Consider the following 19223-nt stretch of genomic DNA (forward strand, 5'->3'; position numbering starts at 1 on the left):
CCGGGCAGGGCTTCGGAGCCGGGGTCTCGCGGACGAACCGGGGTCTCGACCCGGCCGGGATGGTCCCGCCCTGCCGGGGTGCCAGGACGCACCGGCCCGGCGAGGTGAAGGCGGAGAGGGGACAACGGTGCGGCCGGGCGAGGTCAGGGCGGCATGACGAGGTGGGGGCGACCCCGCCCCGCCGGGGTGGCCTCGCCGTGCCGGGGTGCCAGGGCGCACCGGCCGGGCGAGGTGAAGGCGGAGAGGGGACAACGGTGCGGCCGGGCGAGGTCAGGGCGGCATGACGAGGTGGGGGCGACCCCGCCCCGCCGGGGTGGCCCCGCCCTGCCGGGGCGCCAGGATGCACCGTCCGGGCGAGGTCAGAGCGGCAAGGGGGCATCGGTGCGGCCGGGCGAGGTCACGGCGGCGTGACGACATCGGGGTGACGAGCCGAGGCGACATCGGGGCGGCGAGCGGCAGCCGGGCACGCCGGCGTCGTCGGTCACCCCGGCCTCCTGCCGACCCCACGGTCCCCACGCGTATCGGGTGACCCGATACGACCGCGCTGTACCCCGGAACCGTTCCTGGGTGAAGCGCAGGGTTATCGGGTCACCCGATACGCGTGTGACTCGTGAGGGGGCTGGGCGGGGTCAGCGGCGGGAGCGGGTGCGCTCGGCGTGCGCGCGGACCTTGGCCCGGTTGCCGCACCAGGCCATCGAGCACCACCGGCGCCGGCCGGAGGTGTCGAGGAAGACCCACCCGCACCCCAGCCCGGGGCACGCCCGCACCCGCGCCACCTCCGGCCGGGTCACGAGGTCGGCGGCCACCCAGGCGAACGCGTCGGAGGGGCGGTCGAGGTCGTCCGGCGAGATGCCCTGCACCCGCCAGCGCGCCGGGTGACCGGGGACGAGCTGCACCCCGGTGGCCGCCGACCGGGTCGCGACCGTGAGCGCCCCGACCGCCTCGCCGTCGCTCGGGTCGAGCGCGGCGTCGCGGATGACGGCCCGGACGGTGCAGGCCCGCTCGAGCGCCGCCGCTGCGGCCTCGGGCTGGCGGTGGGCGGCGCGCCGCAGCCGCTGGACGTCTCCCACCGGCAGCAGGTCGAGCTCCCCCGCGAGCACCGCGAGGTGGTCGTAGGTCTCGAGGTAGTCGCTCGCATGCGTGCCGTCCCACCCGGAGAAGGTGTTGACGAGCTCGAGCGCCGGGTGGCCCGCCACCGGTCGGGGCAGCACGAGGCCGTCGACCTCCACCCAGTGCTGCTCAGCCACCCGCAGAGCGTATCCGTGGGCTACGGTCGAACCTAACCGTTCACAGCGCATTACCGGTTAGGAGACCGTCGTGACGACCACCGCCACCCGCACCACCCCCCGCCGCACCCTGGCCGCCCTCGGCGTCGCGACCCTCCTCGGAGCCGGCGTCGCCGCGCCGGCCGCGAGCGCGCACCCCCGCCCGGGCCACCACCACGGGTCGCCGTGGACCCCGTACCGCACCGAGGAGGTCGTCGTCCCGGCCGCACGCTCGACCTGCGGCTTCGACACCCGCATCACGCCGCTGCGCGACGAGGAGGAGTACCGGACGAGCTCGACCTGGCCCGACGGGACGCCCCGCACGCAGCTGTTCCGGGGCGCGCTGGTCGAGCGCTACACGAACCTCTCGACCGGCGCCTCGGTCGTGCGCGACCTCAGCGCGACCGCCGTCTTCGCCTACCGCCCCGACGGCTCCCCGGAGTCGCTGACCTCGCTCCACGGCGCGTTCGGCACGACGATGCCGCCCGGCAGCCGCCCGGACACCGGCCTCTACGTCCTCGGCGGCCGCGGAACCCGCGTCGTCTTCGAGGCCGACGGCACCCGCACCTTCACCCTCGGCCGGCACGGCACGGCGGAGGACGTCTGCGAGGCCATCGACTGACCCCGCCCGGTCAGCGGCGTCGCTGGCAGCGGCCGCACCAGAAGAGGTTGCGCCCGGCGACGACCTGGGTGCGGATGCGCGAGCCGCACCGCGGGCACTCCTCGCCGGCCCGTTTGTAGACCTGCGAGGTGCGCTCGGTCAGGTGCGGCCGCTCACCGCGCCCGAGCGCCGCCTCGACCTCGAGCACCTGCTCCTCCACCGTGACGATCCGCCCGGTCGCGACCCCGAGCGGCATGAGGCGCACGAGGTCGTCCCACACCAGCCGCCACGACGCCGGCTTCATCGCCCGCCCCTCGGTGAACGGCGAGAGGCGGTGGCGCCAGAGCACCTCCGAGCGGTACACGTTGCCGACCCCGGCGAGCACCGCCTGGTCCATGAGCAGCTCGCCGACGCTCCGGCTCGAGCGCTGGATGCGCCGCCACGCGCGGTCAGGGTCGGCGTCGGGGCGCAGCGGGTCGGGGCCGAGCCGGTCGAGCACCGCCGCGACCTCGTCCGGCGTGACGACCGCGCAGAGGTTCGGGCCGCGCAGGTCCGCCACATGCTCGGGTGTGGCGAGGCGCATCCGCACCGCGCCGACCGGCGCGACCTCGGCCGTCCAGTCGCGCCCGTCGACCCGGAAGGTGCCGATGAGGCCGAGGTGCACGTGCACCCAGCGCTCGCCCTCGAACTCGAGGAAGAGGTGCTTGCCGCGCGAGGTCGCCGCGAGCAGCTCGCGCCCCGTCACCTGCGCGGCGCCCTCCTCGAAGCGCCCCTGCGGGCTCGTGACCTCGGGGCGGGTGCCCGCGAAGGCCGCGTGGAGGTCGCGGGCGAGCGCGAACAGCGTGTGTCCCTCGGGCATGGGCCCATCCTGCCCCGGCCCGTCGACCGGCTCAGCCCAGGCGGGCGAGCATCCCCGTCATCTGCTCGACCTGCTTGGCCTGCGTGACGTTGATGTCGGCCGCCAGCTCCTCGACGCGGGGGTCGCCCGCCGAGCGCGCGTGCTGCCCGACCATCTCGAGCGCGCCCTCGTGGTGGCGGACCATCAGCCGCAGGAACAGGCGGTCGGCCTCGGCGCCGCGGGCGGCCCCGAGCGCGGCGAGGTCGGCCTCGGACGCCATCCCCGGCATGCCGCGGTGCGCGGAGTGGTCCTGGATGCGCGGGTTCTCGGCCTGCGGGGGGACGTCCTGCCCGCGCTGGCGCAGCCACGCCGCCATCGCGTCGATCTCGGGCTCCTGCTCGTCGCGGATGCGCGAGGCGATGCTCGCGACCGGGCGGTCGGAGAGGGCCGCCGACGCGGTGTCGACGAGGACGATGGCCTGCGCGTGGTGGACGACCATGTCCTGCATAAACCGGGTGTCCGCCGGGGTCGCGCTCGTCGTGACGACCGGCGTCGCGGCCGGGCCGGTGAGCGTGGCGTTCGGCTCGCCGGGCTTCCCGGGCTGCAGGACCGGGACGTCGCCGGGGGACGCGGTGACCGCCGGCGTCGCGTCGCCGCCGCTGCAGCCGGCGAGCAGCACCGCCGCGAGGAGGACCGGGGCGGCCGCGGCGCGCAGCACCGCACGACGCGCGCTCGGGGCGTGGGGGCTCGGCATCGCGCCACTGTAGGCGCGGACCGCGGACGTCACCAGTTGGCGGAGAGAACCCCCGACCTGTCATTTTTTGACCCGGACTTTGCCCCCGACCTCCCGGTAGCCCGCCATCGTGGGCCGTTCCATACCGCCAGGGGTGCGCACGGAGGGAACGTGTCGGGCACCCCACGACGAGGGAGACACCACATGGGAGCACGACGACGCCTCGGCGTCATCGCCGCGGGAGGGGTGCTGGCCCTCACCGGGGGCGTCGGCACGGCCGCCGCGGGCGACGGGGTCGGGCTGGGAGGCCTGGACCTGCAGCCCGAGCAGATCGGGTACTCGAAGAACATCGAGCACCTCGCCAACGTCCCGCACACCGGGCCGTTCACCGGCCAGTTCGGCACCGACATGGCCTTCCAGGGCGACCGGGCCTACGTCGGGAACTACCAGGGCTTCATCATCTACGACATCTCGAACCCGAGGAAGCCGCGGACGCTCGCGCAGGTCAACTGCCCCGGGTCGCAGAACGACGTGTCGGTCTCGGGCGACCTGCTCTACCTCTCGACCGACAGCTCGCGCAGCGACTCCTCGTGCAGCTCGGTCGCGCAGTCGGCGACCGTCAAGTCCTCGTGGGAGGGCATCAAGGTCTTCGACGTCAGCAACCCGCGCGCCCCGAAGTACGTCGCGGCCGTCGAGACCGCGTGCGGCTCGCACACCAACACCCTCGTGCCGGGCAAGGACGCCGACTACGTCTACGTCTCGAGCTACTCGCCCCGCGCGGAGTACCCGGACTGCCAGCCGCCGCACGACGCGATCTCCATCGTCAAGGTCCCGAAGAAGAAGCCGGCCTCGGCGGCCGTCATCGCCGCGCCGAACCTCTTCCCCGACGGCGGCAACCCGGGTGGCACCAACCCCGCGGGCAACTCGTACTCGGCGACGACGGGCTGCCACGACATCACGGCCTACCCCGCGAAGAAGATCGCGGCCGGGGCGTGCATGGGCGACGGCATCATTATGGACATCAAGAACCCCGAGAAGCCGAAGGTCATCGAGCGGGTCACCGACACCGAGAACTTCGCGTTCTGGCACTCGGCGACGTTCAACCAGGCCGGCACCAAGGTCGTCTTCACCGACGAGCTCGGCGGCGGCGGCGCGGCGACCTGCAACGACGAGGTCGGCCCGACCCGCGGCGCGAACGCGATCTACACGCTCTCGAAGAAGAACCGGCTGACGTTCGCCTCGTACTACAAGATCCCGCGCAACCAGTACGACACCGAGAACTGCGTCGCGCACAACGGCTCCATCGTGCCGGTCAACGGGCGCGACGTCATGGTGCAGTCCTGGTACCAGGGCGGGGTCTCGCTGTGGGACTTCACCGACGCGAAGAACCCGCGTGAGCTCGGATGGTTCGAGCGCGGCCCGCTGGAGCCGGCGAACACCGGCGGCACGTGGTCGGCGTACTACTACAACGGGTACGTCTACAGCTCCGACATCCAAAAGGGCTTCGACGTGCTCGAGCTCAAGGACAAGAACCTCAAGCAGGCCGCGAAGGTCCGCCTGAAGGAGCTCAACCCGCAGTCCCAGCCGGTGTACTCCGGCAAGGGCGGCGGGCACCACCACCACTGACGCCCACCGCACGCACCGACGGCCCGTCCCCATCCCGGGGGCGGGCCGTCGTCGTCGTGGTCGGCCCGGCCCGGCGGCACCGAGGCCCGGCGGTCAGTCGGTGAGCGTGACGAACAGGTCGTCGATGCGCCGCAGCTGCTCCTGCCGCGTCTGGCGGATGCCGGCGAGGAGGGCCTCGAGCTCGGCGTCGGCGGAGGCCGGTCGGCCCTCCAGCAGCGCGAGGGCCTTCTCGTGGTGGGTCATGAGCAGCCCGAGGAGCAGGCGGTCGGCATCCGACCCGCGGGCGGCCGCGAGGTGCTCCAGCTGCGTGCCGGAGACGAGCGCGGCAGCGGCCCCGGCTCCCTCGTGGACGACGCGGCGCGGGTCCTCGACCTCGGGCGGGACCTCCTCGCCGCGCGCCCGCAGCCACCGCGCGGTGTCGTCGAGCTCGCGCAGCCGCTCGGCGCGGACCTCGTCGGCGAACTCGGCCACGGCGGGGCGTTCGAACGCGCGGACGGTGTCGACGAGGACGACCGCTTGGGCCTGCTGCGCGACGAGCGAGCGAGCGAGGGCGGAGTCCTGCGGGCTCGCCGTCGTCGGCCGCCCGGCGCCGGCGCCGTCGGTCGTCCCGTCCGCCACGCCTCTGGGCACGGCCGCGGGCGCCGGGGCCGACAGGGCCCCCGACGTGCGCTCTGCGCCACCGGAGGAGCAGCCCCCGAGCAGCGCCACGGCCGCGACGAGACCCGTCAGCAGCCGACCGGGACGGGCCGTGGGGGCGGGAAGCACCCGGACACCCTACGCATCCTCCCCGGGCGCCGCCCCCGGGAGGGGTGGTCTGAGAGGGGCCTGAGCACCGCTCGCCGATGCGCCGTCACGCGGCCCCCGTCGGACCGGGGACGGGTCTAGCGTCCCGGCGTCCGGTCACCACCGAGAGGACCTCCCATGCCGAACCGATCGCTCTCCCGCCGCGGCCTCGCCGCCACCGCCGTCGTCTGCTCCGCCCTCGTCGGGGGTGGCGTCGCGTACGCCGCCACGACGCCCGAGCCCGCCATCAAGACCTTCACCCCGCGCTCCGCCGACCAGGTGACGAACATCGACGTCCTGCGCCAGCAGATCCGCAACTACTACGGTGACCCGCTGGGCACGGGGACCTTCGGGCCGGACTCGAACTACGTGCGCGAGGCCACGTCGGTGGCCCGCGACGCCGGCCGCTGGCTCTCCGCGCGGGGCCGCGAGCGCGGCGAGGACCGCCACCACCACCGCGGGCAGAAGGCGATCGTCCTCGACGTCGACGACACGACGCTCACGACCTGGAACTACGAGGTCGCGAGCAACTGGGCCTACAACCCGACGACGAACGGCGAGTACGTCACCGGCCAGCGCTTCCCGGCGACCCCGGGCATGGTCGACCTCGTGAAGACGGCGAAGCGCGAGGGGTACGCCGTCTTCTTCCTCACCGGACGCCCCTCGTCGCAGGAGGCCGCCACGCTCGGCAACCTCACGTCCGACGGTGTCGGCGTCGACGCCGGCTACCCCGCGCCGACGACCCTGCGCAACGGCGAGGACGGCCTCTTCACCAAGCCCGACGTGTCGGCCTACCCCGGCTACCTGCAGAAGGCCTGCACCGCCGACCCCGGTGGCAAGTGCACGACGATCCACTACAAGTCGGCGACCCGTGCGCACATCGAGTCGCTCGGGTACGACATCGTCGCCAACCTCGGCGACCAGTACAGCGACCTCAAGGGCGGGTACGCGGACCGCACCTTCAAGGTGCCGAACCCGAACTACTACCTGCCCTGATGCTCCGGCGGCCGGGGGTGTGAGGGCCCCCGGTCGCCGCATCCCCGGGTGCGCACTGGCCGTGTGCAGGAATCGACGAATGTGTCAGTTCTTGTCCGCCCCGCTCACTCGACCCTCGCGGAAGGCCCCTGCTCCTCGCGTGCGCCGACGTGCCGCGGCCCCGCTCAGGCGGGCAGCCGGTAGCGGCCGGCGCCGTCCGGCTCGACGAGGCCGTCCTCGACGAGCGAGGCGAGGCAGCGGTCGACCTGCCCGAGCGCGCCGGGGTCGGTCCGGGCGAGGCGCTCGAGCACCGTCGCCTCGAGGACCTCGCGGCCGACGGGGTCCGCGCTCTCGCGCAGCACCTGGACGAGGGCGCCGCGCACCTGCCGGTCGGTGCCCTCCCACGCCTGCCCGCGCCGGGGCGGCCCGTCGTCGGGCGGGCTGCCGGCGGCGACCCAGGCGCAGACGTCCTCGAGCGGGCACCGGCCACACTCCGGCCCGCGGGCGCGGCAGACGAGCGCGCCGAGCTCCATGACGGCGACGTTCCAGCGGGCCGAGGTCGCGGCGTCGTCGGGCACGAGCGAGGCGGCCAGCCGGGTCTCGGCCGCCGTGAGCGAGGGCGAAGCCATCGCCCGTCCCTCGACCGCGCGGGCGAGGACCCGCCGCACGTTGGTGTCGACGACGACCGCGCGCCGGCCGAAGCCGAAGGCCGCGACGGCCGCCGCGGTGTACGCCCCGACCCCCGGCAGCGCCCGCAGCGCCTCCTCGTCGGCGGGCAGCTCCCCGCCGTGCCGCTCGACGACGGCCACCGCCGCGTCGCGCAGCCGCAGCGCACGCCGCGGGTAGCCGAGGCGCCCCCAGGCCCGGACGACGTCGCCGGGGCTCGCCGCGGCCAGCGCCGCCGGGGTGGGCCAGCGCTCCATCCACGTCCGCCACACCGGCTCGACGCGCGCGACGGGTGTCTGCTGCGCCATCACCTCCGAGACGTGCACGCCCCACGGCGTCGTCGACGGGTCGCGCCAGGCGAGCGGGCGGGCGTGCTCGTCGAACCAGGCGAGCACGCGGCGGTGGAGGACCTCGCGGTCCGGCGCCGGGGCCACGTCAGACGTAGCGCTCGAGGATGCTCGTCTCGGCGAGGCGCGAGAGGCCCTCGCGGACCAGGCGCGCCCGGCCCTCGCCGACGCCGTCGACGTCCATGAGGTCGTCGATGTTCGCCGCGAGCAGCTTCTGGAGGGAGCCGAAGTGGACGACGAGGCGGTCGACGATCGCGCCCGGCAGGCGCGGCACCTTCGAGAGGAGCCGGTGCCCGAGCGGGCTGACCGAGGAGTCGAGCGCGTCGCCGACGACGGTGAAGCCCATCGCCTTGGCACCGCCGGAGGGGTCGAGCAGCTCGGTGGAGTCGATCGCCGTGAGGTTCGCGACGGCCTCCTCGAGCGTGAACCCGGCCTTGGCCTCGTGGAGGTAGTCGCGGATGACGAGCCCGAGGTCGTCGGACAGGCCCCCGGTCAGCTCCTCGAGCTGCAGGCTGAGCAGGCGGCCGTCGGTGCCGAGCTGGACGACGTACTCGGCGATCTCGTCCTTGATCCGCCGGACCATCTCGAGGCGCTGGAGGACGTTGGCGACGTCACGGACCGTCACGAGGTCCTCGATCTCGAGGGCCGACAGCGTGCCGGTGACCTCGTCGAGGCGCGACTTGTAGCGCTCGAGGGTCTGCAGCGCCTGGTTGGCGCGGGACAGGATGGCGCTGGAGTCCTCGAGGACGATGCGCCGGCCGGCGATGTAGAGCTGGATGATCCGCATCGACTGGCTGACCGAGACGACGGGGAAGCCGGTCTGCTTGGCGACGCGCTCGGCGGTGCGGTGCCGTGTGCCCGACTCGCTCGTCTCGATGCCGGCGTCGGGCAGCAGCTGGGTCGCCGCGTGGAGGATGCGGGTGACGTCGCGGTCGACGACGACGGCGCCGTCCATCTTCGCGAGCTCGCGCAGGCGGGTCGCGGAGAACTCGATGTCGAGGGGGAAGCCACCGGTCGCGATCTGCTCGACGACGCGGTCGTGGCCGAGGACGATGAGCGCGCCGGTGCGGCCGCGCAGGATGCGCTCGAGGCCGTCCCGGAGCTCGGTGCCGGGCGCGACGGCGCCGAGGGTGACGCGCAGCAGCTCGTCGTCGGTCGGTGACCCGGCCATCCGTGCTCCTCCTGCTGCGTCCGTGGGCGTGCGTCTCGGGGGCCCGTGGGCGGGATCCCGCTGGATCCTATCGGCCGGGTGGTCACGGCGCGGTCTCGATCTGCGGGAGCTCGCAGCGGACCGTCCCGCCGGGGCGCCGGGCTCAGCGGACGGGCACGTCGTGCAGCGCCCGCCCGACGGCCTCGGCGACCGTCCCGACCTCGAGCACCGACAGCCCTTCGGGCACCGGCCCGGCCCCGAGGACCCCGCTCGGGACGACGGCCCGGGTGAAGCCGAGCCGCGCGGCCTCGGCGAGGCGGCGGTGCGCGCCGGTGACCGGCCGCACCTCGCCCGCGAGCCCGACCTCGCCGAACGCGACGGTGCCGGGCGGGAGCGGCCGGTCGGTGATGGCGCCGGCGAGCGCGAGGGTGATCGCGAGGTCGGCGGCGGGCTCGGTGAGCCGCACCCCGCCGACCGTCGAGAGGTAGGCGTCGCTGCCGCCGATCGGGGCCTGGGCCCGCTTGTCGAGGACGGCGAGCACCATGTTGACGCGGGCGGCGTCGAGCCCGCTCGTCGCGCGGCGCGGCGTGGCGAGCGAGGACTGGGTGACGAGGGCCTGCACCTCGGTGACGAGGGGGCGGCGCCCCTCGAGGGTGACGGTGACGCAGGTGCCCGGCACGGCGGCGGTGCGCCCGGAGAGGAAGAGGCCGCTCGGGTCGGCGAGGCCGACGATGCCGACGTCGGAGAGGTCGAAGCAGCCGACCTCGTCCGTCGGGCCGTACCGGTTCTTGACCGCCCGGACCAGCCGCAGCCGCGAGTGCCGGTCGCCCTCGAACTGCACGACGACGTCGACGAGGTGCTCGAGGACGCGGGGGCCGGCGATCGAGCCGTCCTTGGTCACGTGCCCGACGAGCAGCACGGCGATGCCCCGCGCCTTCGCCGCCTGGATGAGGGAGGCCGCGACCTCGCGCACCTGCGCGACGTTGCCGGCCGACCCCTCGACCTCCCCGCTGGAGATGGTCTGCACCGAGTCGACGACGAGGAGCTCGGGCTGCACCTGCTCGACCTGCCCGAGGACCGTGGCGAGGTCGGTCTCGCTCGCGAGGTAGAGCGTGCGGGCCATCGCCTCGATGCGCTCGGCGCGGGCGCGCACCTGCGCGGCCGACTCCTCGCCACTGACGTAGAGGACCGTGCGGTCACCGTGCTCGGCGGAGCGGGCGGCGCGCCCGGCGACGTCGAGCAGCAGCGTGGACTTGCCGATGCCGGGCTCACCCGCGACGAGGACGACGGCGCCGGGCACGAGACCGCCACCGAGGACCCGGTCGAACTCGGGCACCCCGGTCGGGCGGGCGACCGCGTGGCTGACGTCGACCTCGCCGATGGGGGTCGCAGGGCGCGCGACGGTGCTCGCGGCGGTCGTGCGGACGGTGACGGCGCCGACCTCGGCGACGCTCCCCCACGCCTGGCACTCCCCGCAGCGGCCGACCCACTTGGCGGTCTGCCAGCCGCACTCGGAGCATCGGAAGGCGCCGGCGCCCTTCGCGCGTCGTGTCGTCGTCCCGGCCATGGCGCCCAACCTACGGCCCGCCCCCGACACCGCCCCGCACCCCGCCCGTCGGCACACCAGCACCCCCGGGTCCGGGCTCTTCTCCCGGCGACCTGCGCGGGTCCGCGTGCGGTCGCACGCGCAGGAGCGCATGTCGCGGGGAGAAGGGGCCAGGATGCGCGTGCGGCTACTCGCGCGTCGGGACGCTGCGCGTCTCGGACGGGTCGGGCGTCGCCGCCGGGACCGTGGCGCGCAGCCCGTCCGTCGTGCCGTTGCCGTTGCCGTACGCCCTCTCGCGCAGGTCCGGCGTGCGGGCGATCTGGCCGGCGATCTCGTCGGCGAGCAGGCGACGCTCGGCACGCTCGGTGCGCCCGTGCTCGGCGAGGAGCGCGCGCGTGATCGACATGACCATGCCGATCATCACGAGGCTGAACGGCAGCGCGAGGAGGATGGCGGCCGTCTGCAGCGCGGTCAGCCCGCTGTCGCCGCCGGCGACGAGCAGCGCGATCGCGACCGCGCCCTCGAGCACGGCCCAGAGCACGCGGCTCCAGGTGGGCGGCTCGGGGTCGCCACCGCTGGCGAGCATGTCGACGACGAACGAGCCCGAGTCCGAGCTCGTGACGAAGAAGACGACGACGAGCACGATGGCGACGATGCTGAGCAGCGAGGACCACGGCAGGCCGCCGAGCATCTGGAAGAGCGCCGCGTCGGTGTCGACGGCGCCGTCGGGGCCGACGAGGCCGCCCTGGCCGAAGATCTCGCGGTGGATGCCCGAGCCGCCGAAGATGGCGAACCAGGCGAAGGTGACGACCGTCGGCACGAGCAGCACGCCCGTGACGAACTCGCGCACCGTGCGGCCGCGCGAGATGCGCGCGATGAAGACACCGACGAACGGGGCCCAGCTCATCCAGGTCCGAGCTCGGTGGCTCGGGGGGCATGGCGGCTGGTGCGTCGGGTAGGGGTCGTTCGGGTGCGGACACGGTCTTGCTCCTCCGGGGACGGCGGTCTGGGGCACGGTCGGCGATCGACGCCAACGGCGCCCGGGGGCGCCTGGCCAATGCCTCGCGCCGTCGCGCGGCTGCGGACGCGCGCTCGCCGCGCGGGCTCCGGTGTCCCGGAGCGCGGTTGGGCCGGAGGTCACGATCCGGTCTCGGGCCCCGCCGGACCCCGTCGAGTGAGCAGGACACGCCGTCTGCACACCGGCCCGGACGGCGTGTTCTGTTCGCTCGACGGGTGGGTGGGGATACACGAGGGCCCCGGACCGCTGGTGCGGTCCGGGGCCCTGCGTGCTCACGAGGTGTCGGCGTCAGCCGGCGACGACCTCGAGGGAGACGGTCGCCTGGACCTCCGGGTGGAGGCGGACGAGCGCGGTGTGCGTGCCGGTCGTCTTGATCGGGGTCGGGACCTCGATGCGGCGACGGTCGAGCGACGGCCCGCCGGAGGCCTGGACGGCCTCGGCGATGTCGGCGGTGGAGACGGCGCCGAAGAGGCGGCCCCCGGTGCCGGCGTGCGCGGTGACGGTGACGGCGTTGGCCTCGAGGTTGCCCTTGATGGACTTCGCCTCCTCGAGGGACTTCACCTCGCGGGTCTCGCGACCCTTGGCGATCGAGTCGACCTGCTTCTGGCCGCCCTTGGTCCACGCGGTCGCGAGACCACGCTTGAAGAGGAAGTTGCGGGCGTACCCGTCCTTGACGTCGACGACGTCACCGGCGGTACCGAGGCCGGTGACCTCGTGGGTGAGGATGACCTTCATCTGTCTGGCTCCTTCGGCGGGTCAGCGGGACGAGCTCGAGTACGGCAGGAGCGCCATCTCGCGCGCGTTCTTCACCGCGTTGGCGATGAGGCGCTGCTCCTGGACGGAGACGCCGGTCACGCGCCGGGCGCGGATCTTGCCGCGGTCGGAGATGAACTTGCGCAGGAGCGCGACGTCCTTGTAGTCGATGTTCTCGACCTTCGCCGCCTTGAGCGGGTTGGCCTTCTTCTTCGGCTTGCGAATGGCGGGCTTGGCCATCGTGGTGCTCTCCTTCTGCCGGCCGGAGCCGGCGGATGAGCCCCGGTCACCCGGGGATGGTGTCTGTCTGTGTCGTGTCGACCGTCAGCGGGCGGGGTGCCCGGCGTCGGTCAGAAGGGGGGCTCGTCGTAGCTCGGGGCCTGGCCCCAGCCGCCGCCCTGCTGGCCACCCTGCGCGGGCTGCTGCTGCGGGGCCTGCTGGCCACCGCCCCAGCCGCCGCCCTGCTGGCCGCCGCCACCCTGCTGGGGGGCGGAGCCACCGGTGGCCCACGGGTCGTTCTGCTGGAAGCCGCCGCCACCGCCGCCGCCGAAACCGCCGCCACCCTGGCCGCGCTCGGCCTTGGTGACCTTCGCGGAGGCGTACCGCAGCGAGGGGCCGACCTCGTCGACCTCGAGCTCCATGACGGTGCGCTTCTCGCCCTCCTTCGTCTCGTAGGAGCGCGACTTCAGCCGGCCCGAGACGATGACGCGCGTGCCGCGGTGGAGCGACTCGGCCACGTTCTCGGCCGCGTCACGCCAGATCGAGCAGCGCATGAAGAGGGTCTCGCCGTCCTTCCACTCGTTCGACTGGCGGTCGAACGCGCGGGGGGTCGACGCGACGGTGAAGTTGGCGACCGCGGCACCCGAGGGGGTGAAGCGGAGCTCGGGGTCGGCGGTGAGGTTGCCGATGATCGTGATGACGGTGTCGCCTGCCATGACGGGCGTCCCTTCGGGGGTTGGTCGTGGGCTGGTGACGGAGTGCTCAGGCGCCGGGGCGCAGGAGCTTCGTCCGCATGACCGTCTCGTTGAGGCCGAGCTGGCGGTCCAGCTCCTTGGCCGTCGCCGGCTCGGACGTGAAGTTGACGACGGCGTAGATGCCCTCGGCCTTCTTCTTGATCTCGTAGGCCAGGCGGCGCCGGCCCCAGACGTCGACGGTGTCGATCGAGCCACCATCGGTGGTCACGACCTTGAGGAGCTTCTCCAGCGACGGCTGGATGGTCCGGTCGTCGAGCTCCGGGTCGAGGATGACCATGAGTTCGTACTGACGCATGTGCTAACCCGCCTCCTTCGGTCTCAGGCGGTCACGGTCTTTCCGTGACAGGAGGGTATGCGGTGTCGCCCACAGCCCCCGTGGTTCGTCCACAGGGTGCCCGGCGGGCAACCGCTCCAGCCTACCGGCAGCGCGGCCGGGCTCCCAATCCGTGCGGGAGGAGGGGTCCGGCGCCCCCGTCCCCCAGGTGGCGCGGGCCCACACGACCCAGCCCAGACGACCGAGCGCGACGAGCCGCAGCGCGAGCGCCGTGGCGTACCAGCCGGCGGGCAGGCCGTGCGCGGGGTCGGTGGCGGCGGCCAGCCACGCGAGGAGCGCCACCGCGTGCACGACCTCCGCGCCGGCCCAGAGCAGCTGGTCGCGCCACGGCACGCCCGCGAGCGCGAGGAAGGGCACGAGCCACAGCGCGGCGCCCACCGGCAGCGCCGGCGCGGTGACGAGGGCGACGACGAGCGCGAGCACGACGACGTCGGCCACCGGGGGGCGGGCCCGGTGCCGCAGCAGCAGCCCGGCGAGGACGGCGGCGAGCAGCATCCCGAGGACGGCGAGCCCCGCGACGGCCGCCCCGGGGAGGGGCCGCTCGACGAGGGAGGGGACGAACCAGGGCGAGCCGGGCCCGGCCCCGCCGGTCCACCACGCGGCGACCGGGCGCCCGAGCAGGCCGGGGTCGAGGGCGGCGGCCGGGCCGGCGACGAGCACGACGGCCGCGCCGGCTCCGACGAGCAGCCGGCGCGCGTCGGCGCCCCGGGCGAGCAGGACGAGCGCGAGGAGCGGGGCGAGCCCGAGGGGGCCGCCGAGCACCGCGAGCCCCGCCGGCGCCCCGGCCACGGCCACGCGTCCGCGGCTGCCCGCCCAGACCGCGAGCACTGCGCACGTGACGGGCACGAGGTCGGTCGAGGTGAGGACGGCGAGCGCGAGGACCGGCGAGAGCGCGAGCGGCAGCGGGTCGGCCAGCGGGTGGCGGCGTGTGGTCCCGACGAGGACGACGACCGCGGCGAGCAGCAGCGCCGCCACGACCGTCCACAGGACCAGCACCCAGCGGTGCTCGGGCATCCCCGTCCCCGGCGCGGCGGTGCGCAGGAACCCGACGGCGAGGCGCTGCAGCAGCGGCAGGTCGGGCGTCCCGGTGCCGGCGAGCAGCGGCGAGGCGCACTGGCCCCACAGCGCGGTCCGTCCGTCCCACCCGGTGGTGGCGCAGGCCGCCTGGCGCAGCGCGGCGAGCCCGACCGGCAGCGCGAGGAGCGCGACGACCGGTGCCAGCGCGGCCACCCCCCGCGCGGCGGCGGGGGCACGAACACCGCGCCGCCCCCCGAGGGCCGTCAGGAGACGGGCGGGGAGCGGCGCGGCGGGGTGGCGGTCACGGGCCACGGTCGCGGCGGGGGTCAGCCGGTGTTCTGCGACGCGTTCGGCGACGGGCTGCTCGACGGTCGGCCGGGGACGGTCGGCAGTCCGGGCGACTGCGTCGGGGTCGGCTGGTCGGTCGGCGTCGGCGGGTCGCTCGGGGTCGGGGTCTCGCTCGGCGTCGGCGTCTCGCTCGGCGAGGGCTCGGCCGTGCTCTGCGTCGGCCGCGGCGCCTGCGTCGTGCGGGTCGGCTGCGGGGGCAGGACGTCCCGGTTGATGTAGGCCGGCTGCGGGAACTGCTCGATGTCGGTCCGGTCGAGCGCGGCCTTCATGTACGCCGTCCAGATGCGGGTCGGGAAGGTGCCACCGGTGATGCTGCCGGCGTTCGGCAGGTTCTCCATGAGGAGCTCCTTGCCGGTCTCGTCGTCGGAGCGGTAGAGCGCGACCGCGGTGGCCAGCTGCGGCACGTAGCCGTCGAACCAGGCCGAGCGGAAGCTCTCGGAGGTCCCGGTCTTGCCGGCGGCCGGGCGGCCGAGGTTCTGCCCGACGTAGCGGGCGGTGCCGCCGTTGACCGGCTCCTGCATCGCCGTGATGACGTCGGCCATGAGGTCCTCGTCGAAGACCCGCTTGGTCTTTGCCTTGGCCTTGACGACCGGCTGCTCGTCCTTGGGGAAGCGGATCTCCTTGACGATGTACGGCTCGGAGCGCACACCCTGCGCGGCGATCGTCGCGTAGGCGTTGGCCATGTCGAGGACGGTCACGTAGTCGGTGCCGAGCACGTCGGCGACGTTGGGCTCGAGCGGCGAGCGCACGCCGGCGTCCTCCGCGGCCTGCATCGTGTTCTTCGCGCCGGCCTCGATGTTGAGCTTGGCGTACACGGTGTTGACCGAGTGGCCGGTCGCGGTGAGCAGGTCGATGTTGCCGAACTGCTCGTTGCCGAAGTTCTTGACCCGGCCACGGCGGGAGTTCTCGTTCGACGCGTTCGGGTCGGCGAACTCCTCGAAGTACTGCGGGCTGTAGCCGGGGAAGGCCGAGCGGATGCTCGCCTTCTTCTCCTGCAGCGCCGCGATGAGGGTGAAGATCTTGAACGTCGAGCCGGCCTGCATCTTCGCCTGCGTCGCGTTGTTGAGCGGCCGCTTCGCGAAGTCCTCGCCGCCGTAGAGCGCGACGATGGCGCCGTTGCCGGGCTTGATCGAGACCAGGCCCTCGTGGACGTCCTCGACGTCCGGGCGCTCCTCGCGCACGGCCTTCACCGCGTCGTTCTGGCGGCCGCGCTCGACGGTGGAGGTGATCTTCAGACCGCCGCGCTGGATGTCGTTCTCGCTCAGCTTGTACTTGCTGACGAGCTCCTTCTTCACGAGGTCCACGATGTAGCCGTTGGTGCCGCCGAGCTGCTTGGGCGTGTACTTCTTGATGCCGTCGAGCGTCTTCTCGACGTCGGCCGCCTCGCGGTCCTGCGGCGAGAGCCACTTCTTGTCGACCATCGCGTCGAGGATGTAGGCCGAGCGCTTCTCGGCGTTCGCCTTCTGCTCCGCCCCGAGGGTCGGGTCGTAGAACGAGGGCCCGCGGATGACGGAGGCGAGGATCGCGGCCTCGGCCGGGGTGAGGTCCTTCGCGTTCTTCTTGAAGTAGGCCTGCGAGGCGGTCTGGATGCCGTACGCGCCGCGGCCGTAGTAGATCGTGTTGAGGTAGTTGGTGAGGATCTCGTCCTTGGACTGCTGCTTGTCGATCTTCAGGGAGATGAGGATCTCCTTGGCCTTGCGGGTCAGCGTGCGGTCCTGGGTGAGGAAGTAGTTCTTGACGTACTGCTGCGTGATCGTCGACCCGCCCTGCGTCGCCTGCCCGCCCTTGACCGCGACCCAGACGGCGCGCGCGATGCCCGTCGGGCTGATGCCGCTGTTCTGGTAGAAGTCGCGGTCCTCGGCGGCGAGGATCGCGTGCTGCATGTTCGGGGAGATGTCCGCGAGCGGCACGGACTGGCGGTTGCCGCCCTCGTCGGACAGGCGCGCGAGCACGGTCTTGCCGTCGGAGTAGTAGACGGTGCTGGCCTCGGCCGTCACCATCTCGTTCGGCTGCGGGATGTCGGTCATCGCGTAGGCGACGAAGAACCCGGCCATGCCGAGGACGAACGCCCCGAGGCCGGCCCAGACGACGCGGCGCAGCCAGCGGCGGGTGCGCGAGGTCGTCGGGGCTCCGGCGGCGCCGGAGCGGGCGGTGGCCCGTCGCGTGGCGTCGGAACGGGTGCGTGGCTGTCGTTGGCTCATGGGCTTCCGGGGCAGGGAACGGGGGGACAGTGAACGACGCGGCTCGCGCCGCGTCCACCCGCCAGTATGACCACGCAGGCTGGGAAATCCCCAAGAACGGACGCTCCGGTCGGTCCGTCGACGTGCCCTGCCGCCGCGACCGCGGCCCGCCCGCCGCTCGCACCCGGTCCGTCGCGCCACCCCGCGCGAGATGTATCGCCCCGATATATCTGTGTTACGTTCGAGGTGACAAGGTCCGAGTTTGTCCGGTCGGCCGGCGCCAGTGGTGAGGAGGAGCAGCAGCCCGTGGTCTCGCGTCGCGCCCAGCTCCTCGAGCTCGCCGTCCTCGGCCTCCTCCACGAGGGGCCCACGCACGGCTACGACCTGCGCCGTCGGCTCAACACCGCCCTCGGCCCGTTCCGGGCGCTCTCCTACGGCACGCTCTACCCGGCGCTCAAGGGCCTGCTGGCCCGCGGGCTCATCGCCGAGGCCACGGACGCCCCCCGCCCGGGCAAGCGCCCGCGCGTCGTGTACGAGCTGACCGCCGCCGGCAAGGAGCACTTCGCCGAGCTCGTCGCCCGCACCGACGCCTCCTCGTGGGAGGACGACGGCTTCGACGTGCGCTTCGCCTTCTTCGCCCGCACCGAGCGCGAGGTGCGCCTGCGCATCCTCGAGGGCCGCCGCTCCCGCCTCGAGGAGGACCTCGAGCGCGTCCGCGAGCGCTCGGCCCGGCACCGCGAGCGGCTCGACTCCTACACCGCCGCCCTCCAGCGCCACGGCGAGGAGACGACCGAGCGCGAGGTCCGCTGGCTCTCGGAGCTCATCGACGCCGAACGGCGCCACCCCACCGACCCCGGCCCCCAGCCGTAGGCGGTCTCCGGTCCGCGGCTCGTCCGCGGCCCGGCGCCCGTCGCCCCACCCCCTCCACCACCGACCCACCAGGAGAAGCCATGGGTTCCATCCGCGTCGCGATCGTCGGCGTCGGCAACTGCGCGTCCTCGCTCGTGCAGGGCGTGCACTACTACCGGGACGCCGACCCCGCCACCACCGTCCCCGGCCTCATGCACGTCCGCTTCGGCGAGTACCACGTGAGCGACGTCGAGTTCGTCGCCGCGTTCGACGTGGACGACAAGAAGGTCGGCAAGGACCTCTCCGAGGCCATCAACTCCTCCGAGAACAACACCATCACCATCGCCGAGGTGCCGACGACGGGCGTCACCGTCCAGCGCGGCCACACCCTCGACGGGCTCGGCAAGTACTACCGCCAGACGATCGACGAGTCGGGCGCCGAGCCGGTCGACGTCGTCGCCACGCTGCGCGACGCGCAGGTCGACGTGCTCGTCTCCTACCTCCCGGTGGGCTCGGAGCAGGCCGACAAGTTCTACGCCCAGTGCGCCATCGACGCGGGTGTCGCCTTCGTCAACGCGCTGCCGGTCTTCATCGCCTCCGACCCGGAGTGGGCCGCGAAGTTCGAGGCCGCGGGCGTGCCGGTCATCGGCGACGACATCAAGTCGCAGGTCGGCGCCACGATCACCCACCGCGTGATGGCGAAGCTCTTCGAGGACCGCGGCGTGCAGCTGGACCGCACCTACCAGCTCAACGTCGGCGGCAACATGGACTTCAAGAACATGCTCGAGCGCGAGCGCCTGGAGTCCAAGAAGATCTCCAAGACGCAGGCCGTCACCTCGAACCTCACCGGCTCGCTCGCCGGCAAGACCGAGGACCGCAACGTCCACATCGGCCCGTCGGACTACGTCGCCTGGCTCGACGACCGCAAGTGGGCCTACGTCCGCCTCGAGGGTCGCGCGTTCGGCGACGTCCCGCTCAACCTGGAGTACAAGCTCGAGGTCTGGGACTCCCCGAACTCGGCCGGCATCATCATCGACGCCATCCGCGCGGCGAAGATCGCCAAGGACCGCGGCATCGGCGGTGCCCTGCTCTCGGCGTCGAGCTACCTCATGAAGTCCCCGCCGGAGCAGCGCCCCGACGAGGTCGGCCGCGCCCGCCTCGAGGCCTTCATCTCGGGTGACGAGGAGCGCTGAGGCGCCCCTCCCCCCGGCCCATCGCGG

General features: G+C 73.7%; 19 protein-coding genes. 5 read left to right on the forward strand and 14 right to left on the reverse strand.

Annotated features, from left to right (window positions below; genetic code table 11):
- Window positions 1-629: 629 nt before the first annotated feature.
- The gene (locus tag LG324_RS00980; protein WP_051749951.1) at window positions 630-1247 is read right to left on the reverse strand and encodes a CGNR zinc finger domain-containing protein; all 618 of its coding nucleotides are present in this window, start codon (window positions 1245-1247) and stop codon (window positions 630-632) included.
- Between the two features lie 70 nt (window positions 1248-1317).
- Here LG324_RS00980 and LG324_RS00985 point away from each other — a divergent pair, with 70 nt between their 5' ends.
- Complete coding sequence (locus tag LG324_RS00985) at window positions 1318-1887, forward strand: hypothetical protein (RefSeq protein ID WP_404350973.1); 570 nt, start codon at window positions 1318-1320, stop codon at window positions 1885-1887.
- 10 nt (window positions 1888-1897) lie between these two features.
- Here LG324_RS00985 and LG324_RS00990 read toward each other — a convergent pair whose 3' ends face one another.
- On the reverse strand, window positions 1898-2725 hold the full coding sequence (locus LG324_RS00990; protein ID WP_207022058.1) for an Fpg/Nei family DNA glycosylase: 828 nt from the start codon (window positions 2723-2725) through the stop codon (window positions 1898-1900).
- Between the two features lie 31 nt (window positions 2726-2756).
- Complete coding sequence (locus LG324_RS00995) at window positions 2757-3458, reverse strand: DUF305 domain-containing protein (RefSeq protein ID WP_404350975.1); 702 nt, start codon at window positions 3456-3458, stop codon at window positions 2757-2759.
- Between the two features lie 183 nt (window positions 3459-3641).
- Between LG324_RS00995 and LG324_RS01000 the strand changes: the two genes are divergently transcribed.
- Window positions 3642-5063 carry an LVIVD repeat-containing protein gene (locus LG324_RS01000; protein WP_404350977.1) on the forward strand — a complete coding sequence of 474 codons (1422 nt, stop codon included), beginning with the start codon at window positions 3642-3644 and terminating at the stop codon, window positions 5061-5063.
- Window positions 5064-5156: 93 nt separating this feature from the next.
- On the opposite strand, the gene LG324_RS01005 is transcribed toward LG324_RS01000, so the two are convergent.
- On the reverse strand, window positions 5157-5828 hold the full coding sequence (locus LG324_RS01005) for a DUF305 domain-containing protein (protein WP_404350979.1): 672 nt from the start codon (window positions 5826-5828) through the stop codon (window positions 5157-5159).
- Window positions 5829-5984: 156 nt separating this feature from the next.
- Here LG324_RS01005 and LG324_RS01010 point away from each other — a divergent pair, with 156 nt between their 5' ends.
- Window positions 5985-6842 carry an HAD family acid phosphatase gene (locus LG324_RS01010; protein ID WP_404350981.1) on the forward strand — a complete coding sequence of 286 codons (858 nt, stop codon included), beginning with the start codon at window positions 5985-5987 and terminating at the stop codon, window positions 6840-6842.
- 164 nt (window positions 6843-7006) lie between these two features.
- On the opposite strand, the gene LG324_RS01015 is transcribed toward LG324_RS01010, so the two are convergent.
- The 10 genes from LG324_RS01015 to LG324_RS01060 form a co-directional block, all read right to left on the reverse strand.
- Window positions 7007-7921: an A/G-specific adenine glycosylase gene (locus LG324_RS01015; RefSeq protein ID WP_404350983.1), complete on the reverse strand. Its 915-nt coding sequence runs from the start codon at window positions 7919-7921 to the stop codon at window positions 7007-7009.
- Window position 7922: 1 nt separating this feature from the next.
- A complete protein-coding gene (gene disA, locus LG324_RS01020; protein WP_030526149.1) occupies window positions 7923-9005 on the reverse strand; it encodes a DNA integrity scanning diadenylate cyclase DisA in 1083 nt (360 codons plus the stop codon).
- Between the two features lie 142 nt (window positions 9006-9147).
- A complete protein-coding gene (radA, locus tag LG324_RS01025) occupies window positions 9148-10551 on the reverse strand; it encodes a DNA repair protein RadA (protein WP_404350985.1) in 1404 nt (467 codons plus the stop codon).
- A 166-nt stretch (window positions 10552-10717) separates the two neighbouring features.
- The gene (locus LG324_RS01030) at window positions 10718-11437 is read right to left on the reverse strand and encodes a BCCT family transporter (protein WP_404350987.1); all 720 of its coding nucleotides are present in this window, start codon (window positions 11435-11437) and stop codon (window positions 10718-10720) included.
- Window positions 11438-11836: 399 nt separating this feature from the next.
- Complete coding sequence (gene rplI / locus LG324_RS01035) at window positions 11837-12283, reverse strand: 50S ribosomal protein L9 (protein ID WP_404350989.1); 447 nt, start codon at window positions 12281-12283, stop codon at window positions 11837-11839.
- A gap of 21 nt (window positions 12284-12304) precedes the next feature.
- On the reverse strand, window positions 12305-12541 hold the full coding sequence (rpsR, locus tag LG324_RS01040) for a 30S ribosomal protein S18 (RefSeq protein ID WP_030526145.1): 237 nt from the start codon (window positions 12539-12541) through the stop codon (window positions 12305-12307).
- Between the two features lie 110 nt (window positions 12542-12651).
- Window positions 12652-13236 (reverse strand): single-stranded DNA-binding protein, encoded by a 585-nt coding sequence (locus LG324_RS01045; RefSeq protein ID WP_404350991.1) that lies wholly within the window; start codon window positions 13234-13236, stop codon window positions 12652-12654.
- 46 nt (window positions 13237-13282) lie between these two features.
- Complete coding sequence (gene rpsF / locus LG324_RS01050) at window positions 13283-13570, reverse strand: 30S ribosomal protein S6 (protein WP_030526143.1); 288 nt, start codon at window positions 13568-13570, stop codon at window positions 13283-13285.
- Between the two features lie 3 nt (window positions 13571-13573).
- Window positions 13574-14839: a hypothetical protein gene (locus LG324_RS01055; RefSeq protein ID WP_404350993.1), complete on the reverse strand. Its 1266-nt coding sequence runs from the start codon at window positions 14837-14839 to the stop codon at window positions 13574-13576.
- 113 nt (window positions 14840-14952) lie between these two features.
- On the reverse strand, window positions 14953-17175 hold the full coding sequence (locus tag LG324_RS01060; RefSeq protein WP_404350995.1) for a transglycosylase domain-containing protein: 2223 nt from the start codon (window positions 17173-17175) through the stop codon (window positions 14953-14955).
- 285 nt (window positions 17176-17460) lie between these two features.
- Between LG324_RS01060 and LG324_RS01065 the strand changes: the two genes are divergently transcribed.
- Both LG324_RS01065 and LG324_RS01070 read left to right on the forward strand, forming a co-directional pair.
- Window positions 17461-18024 carry a PadR family transcriptional regulator gene (locus LG324_RS01065; protein ID WP_030526140.1) on the forward strand — a complete coding sequence of 188 codons (564 nt, stop codon included), beginning with the start codon at window positions 17461-17463 and terminating at the stop codon, window positions 18022-18024.
- An 80-nt stretch (window positions 18025-18104) separates the two neighbouring features.
- Window positions 18105-19196 carry an inositol-3-phosphate synthase gene (locus tag LG324_RS01070; protein WP_030526139.1) on the forward strand — a complete coding sequence of 364 codons (1092 nt, stop codon included), beginning with the start codon at window positions 18105-18107 and terminating at the stop codon, window positions 19194-19196.
- Window positions 19197-19223 lie beyond the last annotated feature (27 nt).

The organism is Phycicoccus jejuensis (assembly GCF_044797865.1).
GTDB classification, from domain to species: domain Bacteria; phylum Actinomycetota; class Actinomycetes; order Actinomycetales; family Dermatophilaceae; genus Phycicoccus; species Phycicoccus jejuensis.

What these genes read in the sequence shown, in the direction of transcription:
- LG324_RS00990 (WP_207022058.1), bottom strand. Translation starts at nt 2,725, where the DNA reads ATGCCCGAGGGACACACGCTGTTCGCGCTCGCCCGCGACCTCCACGCG.
- LG324_RS00995 (WP_404350975.1), bottom strand. Translation starts at nt 3,458, where the DNA reads ATGCCGAGCCCCCACGCCCCGAGCGCGCGTCGTGCGGTGCTGCGCGCC.
- LG324_RS01000 (WP_404350977.1), top strand. Translation starts at nt 3,642, where the DNA reads ATGGGAGCACGACGACGCCTCGGCGTCATCGCCGCGGGAGGGGTGCTG.
- LG324_RS01010 (WP_404350981.1), top strand. Translation starts at nt 5,985, where the DNA reads ATGCCGAACCGATCGCTCTCCCGCCGCGGCCTCGCCGCCACCGCCGTC.
- disA (WP_030526149.1), bottom strand. Translation starts at nt 9,005, where the DNA reads ATGGCCGGGTCACCGACCGACGACGAGCTGCTGCGCGTCACCCTCGGC.
- radA (WP_404350985.1), bottom strand. Translation starts at nt 10,551, where the DNA reads ATGGCCGGGACGACGACACGACGCGCGAAGGGCGCCGGCGCCTTCCGA.
- LG324_RS01030 (WP_404350987.1), bottom strand. Translation starts at nt 11,437, where the DNA reads ATGAGCTGGGCCCCGTTCGTCGGTGTCTTCATCGCGCGCATCTCGCGC.
- rplI (WP_404350989.1), bottom strand. Translation starts at nt 12,283, where the DNA reads ATGAAGGTCATCCTCACCCACGAGGTCACCGGCCTCGGTACCGCCGGT.
- rpsR (WP_030526145.1), bottom strand. Translation starts at nt 12,541, where the DNA reads ATGGCCAAGCCCGCCATTCGCAAGCCGAAGAAGAAGGCCAACCCGCTC.
- LG324_RS01045 (WP_404350991.1), bottom strand. Translation starts at nt 13,236, where the DNA reads ATGGCAGGCGACACCGTCATCACGATCATCGGCAACCTCACCGCCGAC.
- rpsF (WP_030526143.1), bottom strand. Translation starts at nt 13,570, where the DNA reads ATGCGTCAGTACGAACTCATGGTCATCCTCGACCCGGAGCTCGACGAC.
- LG324_RS01060 (WP_404350995.1), bottom strand. Translation starts at nt 17,175, where the DNA reads ATGAGCCAACGACAGCCACGCACCCGTTCCGACGCCACGCGACGGGCC.
- LG324_RS01070 (WP_030526139.1), top strand. Translation starts at nt 18,105, where the DNA reads ATGGGTTCCATCCGCGTCGCGATCGTCGGCGTCGGCAACTGCGCGTCC.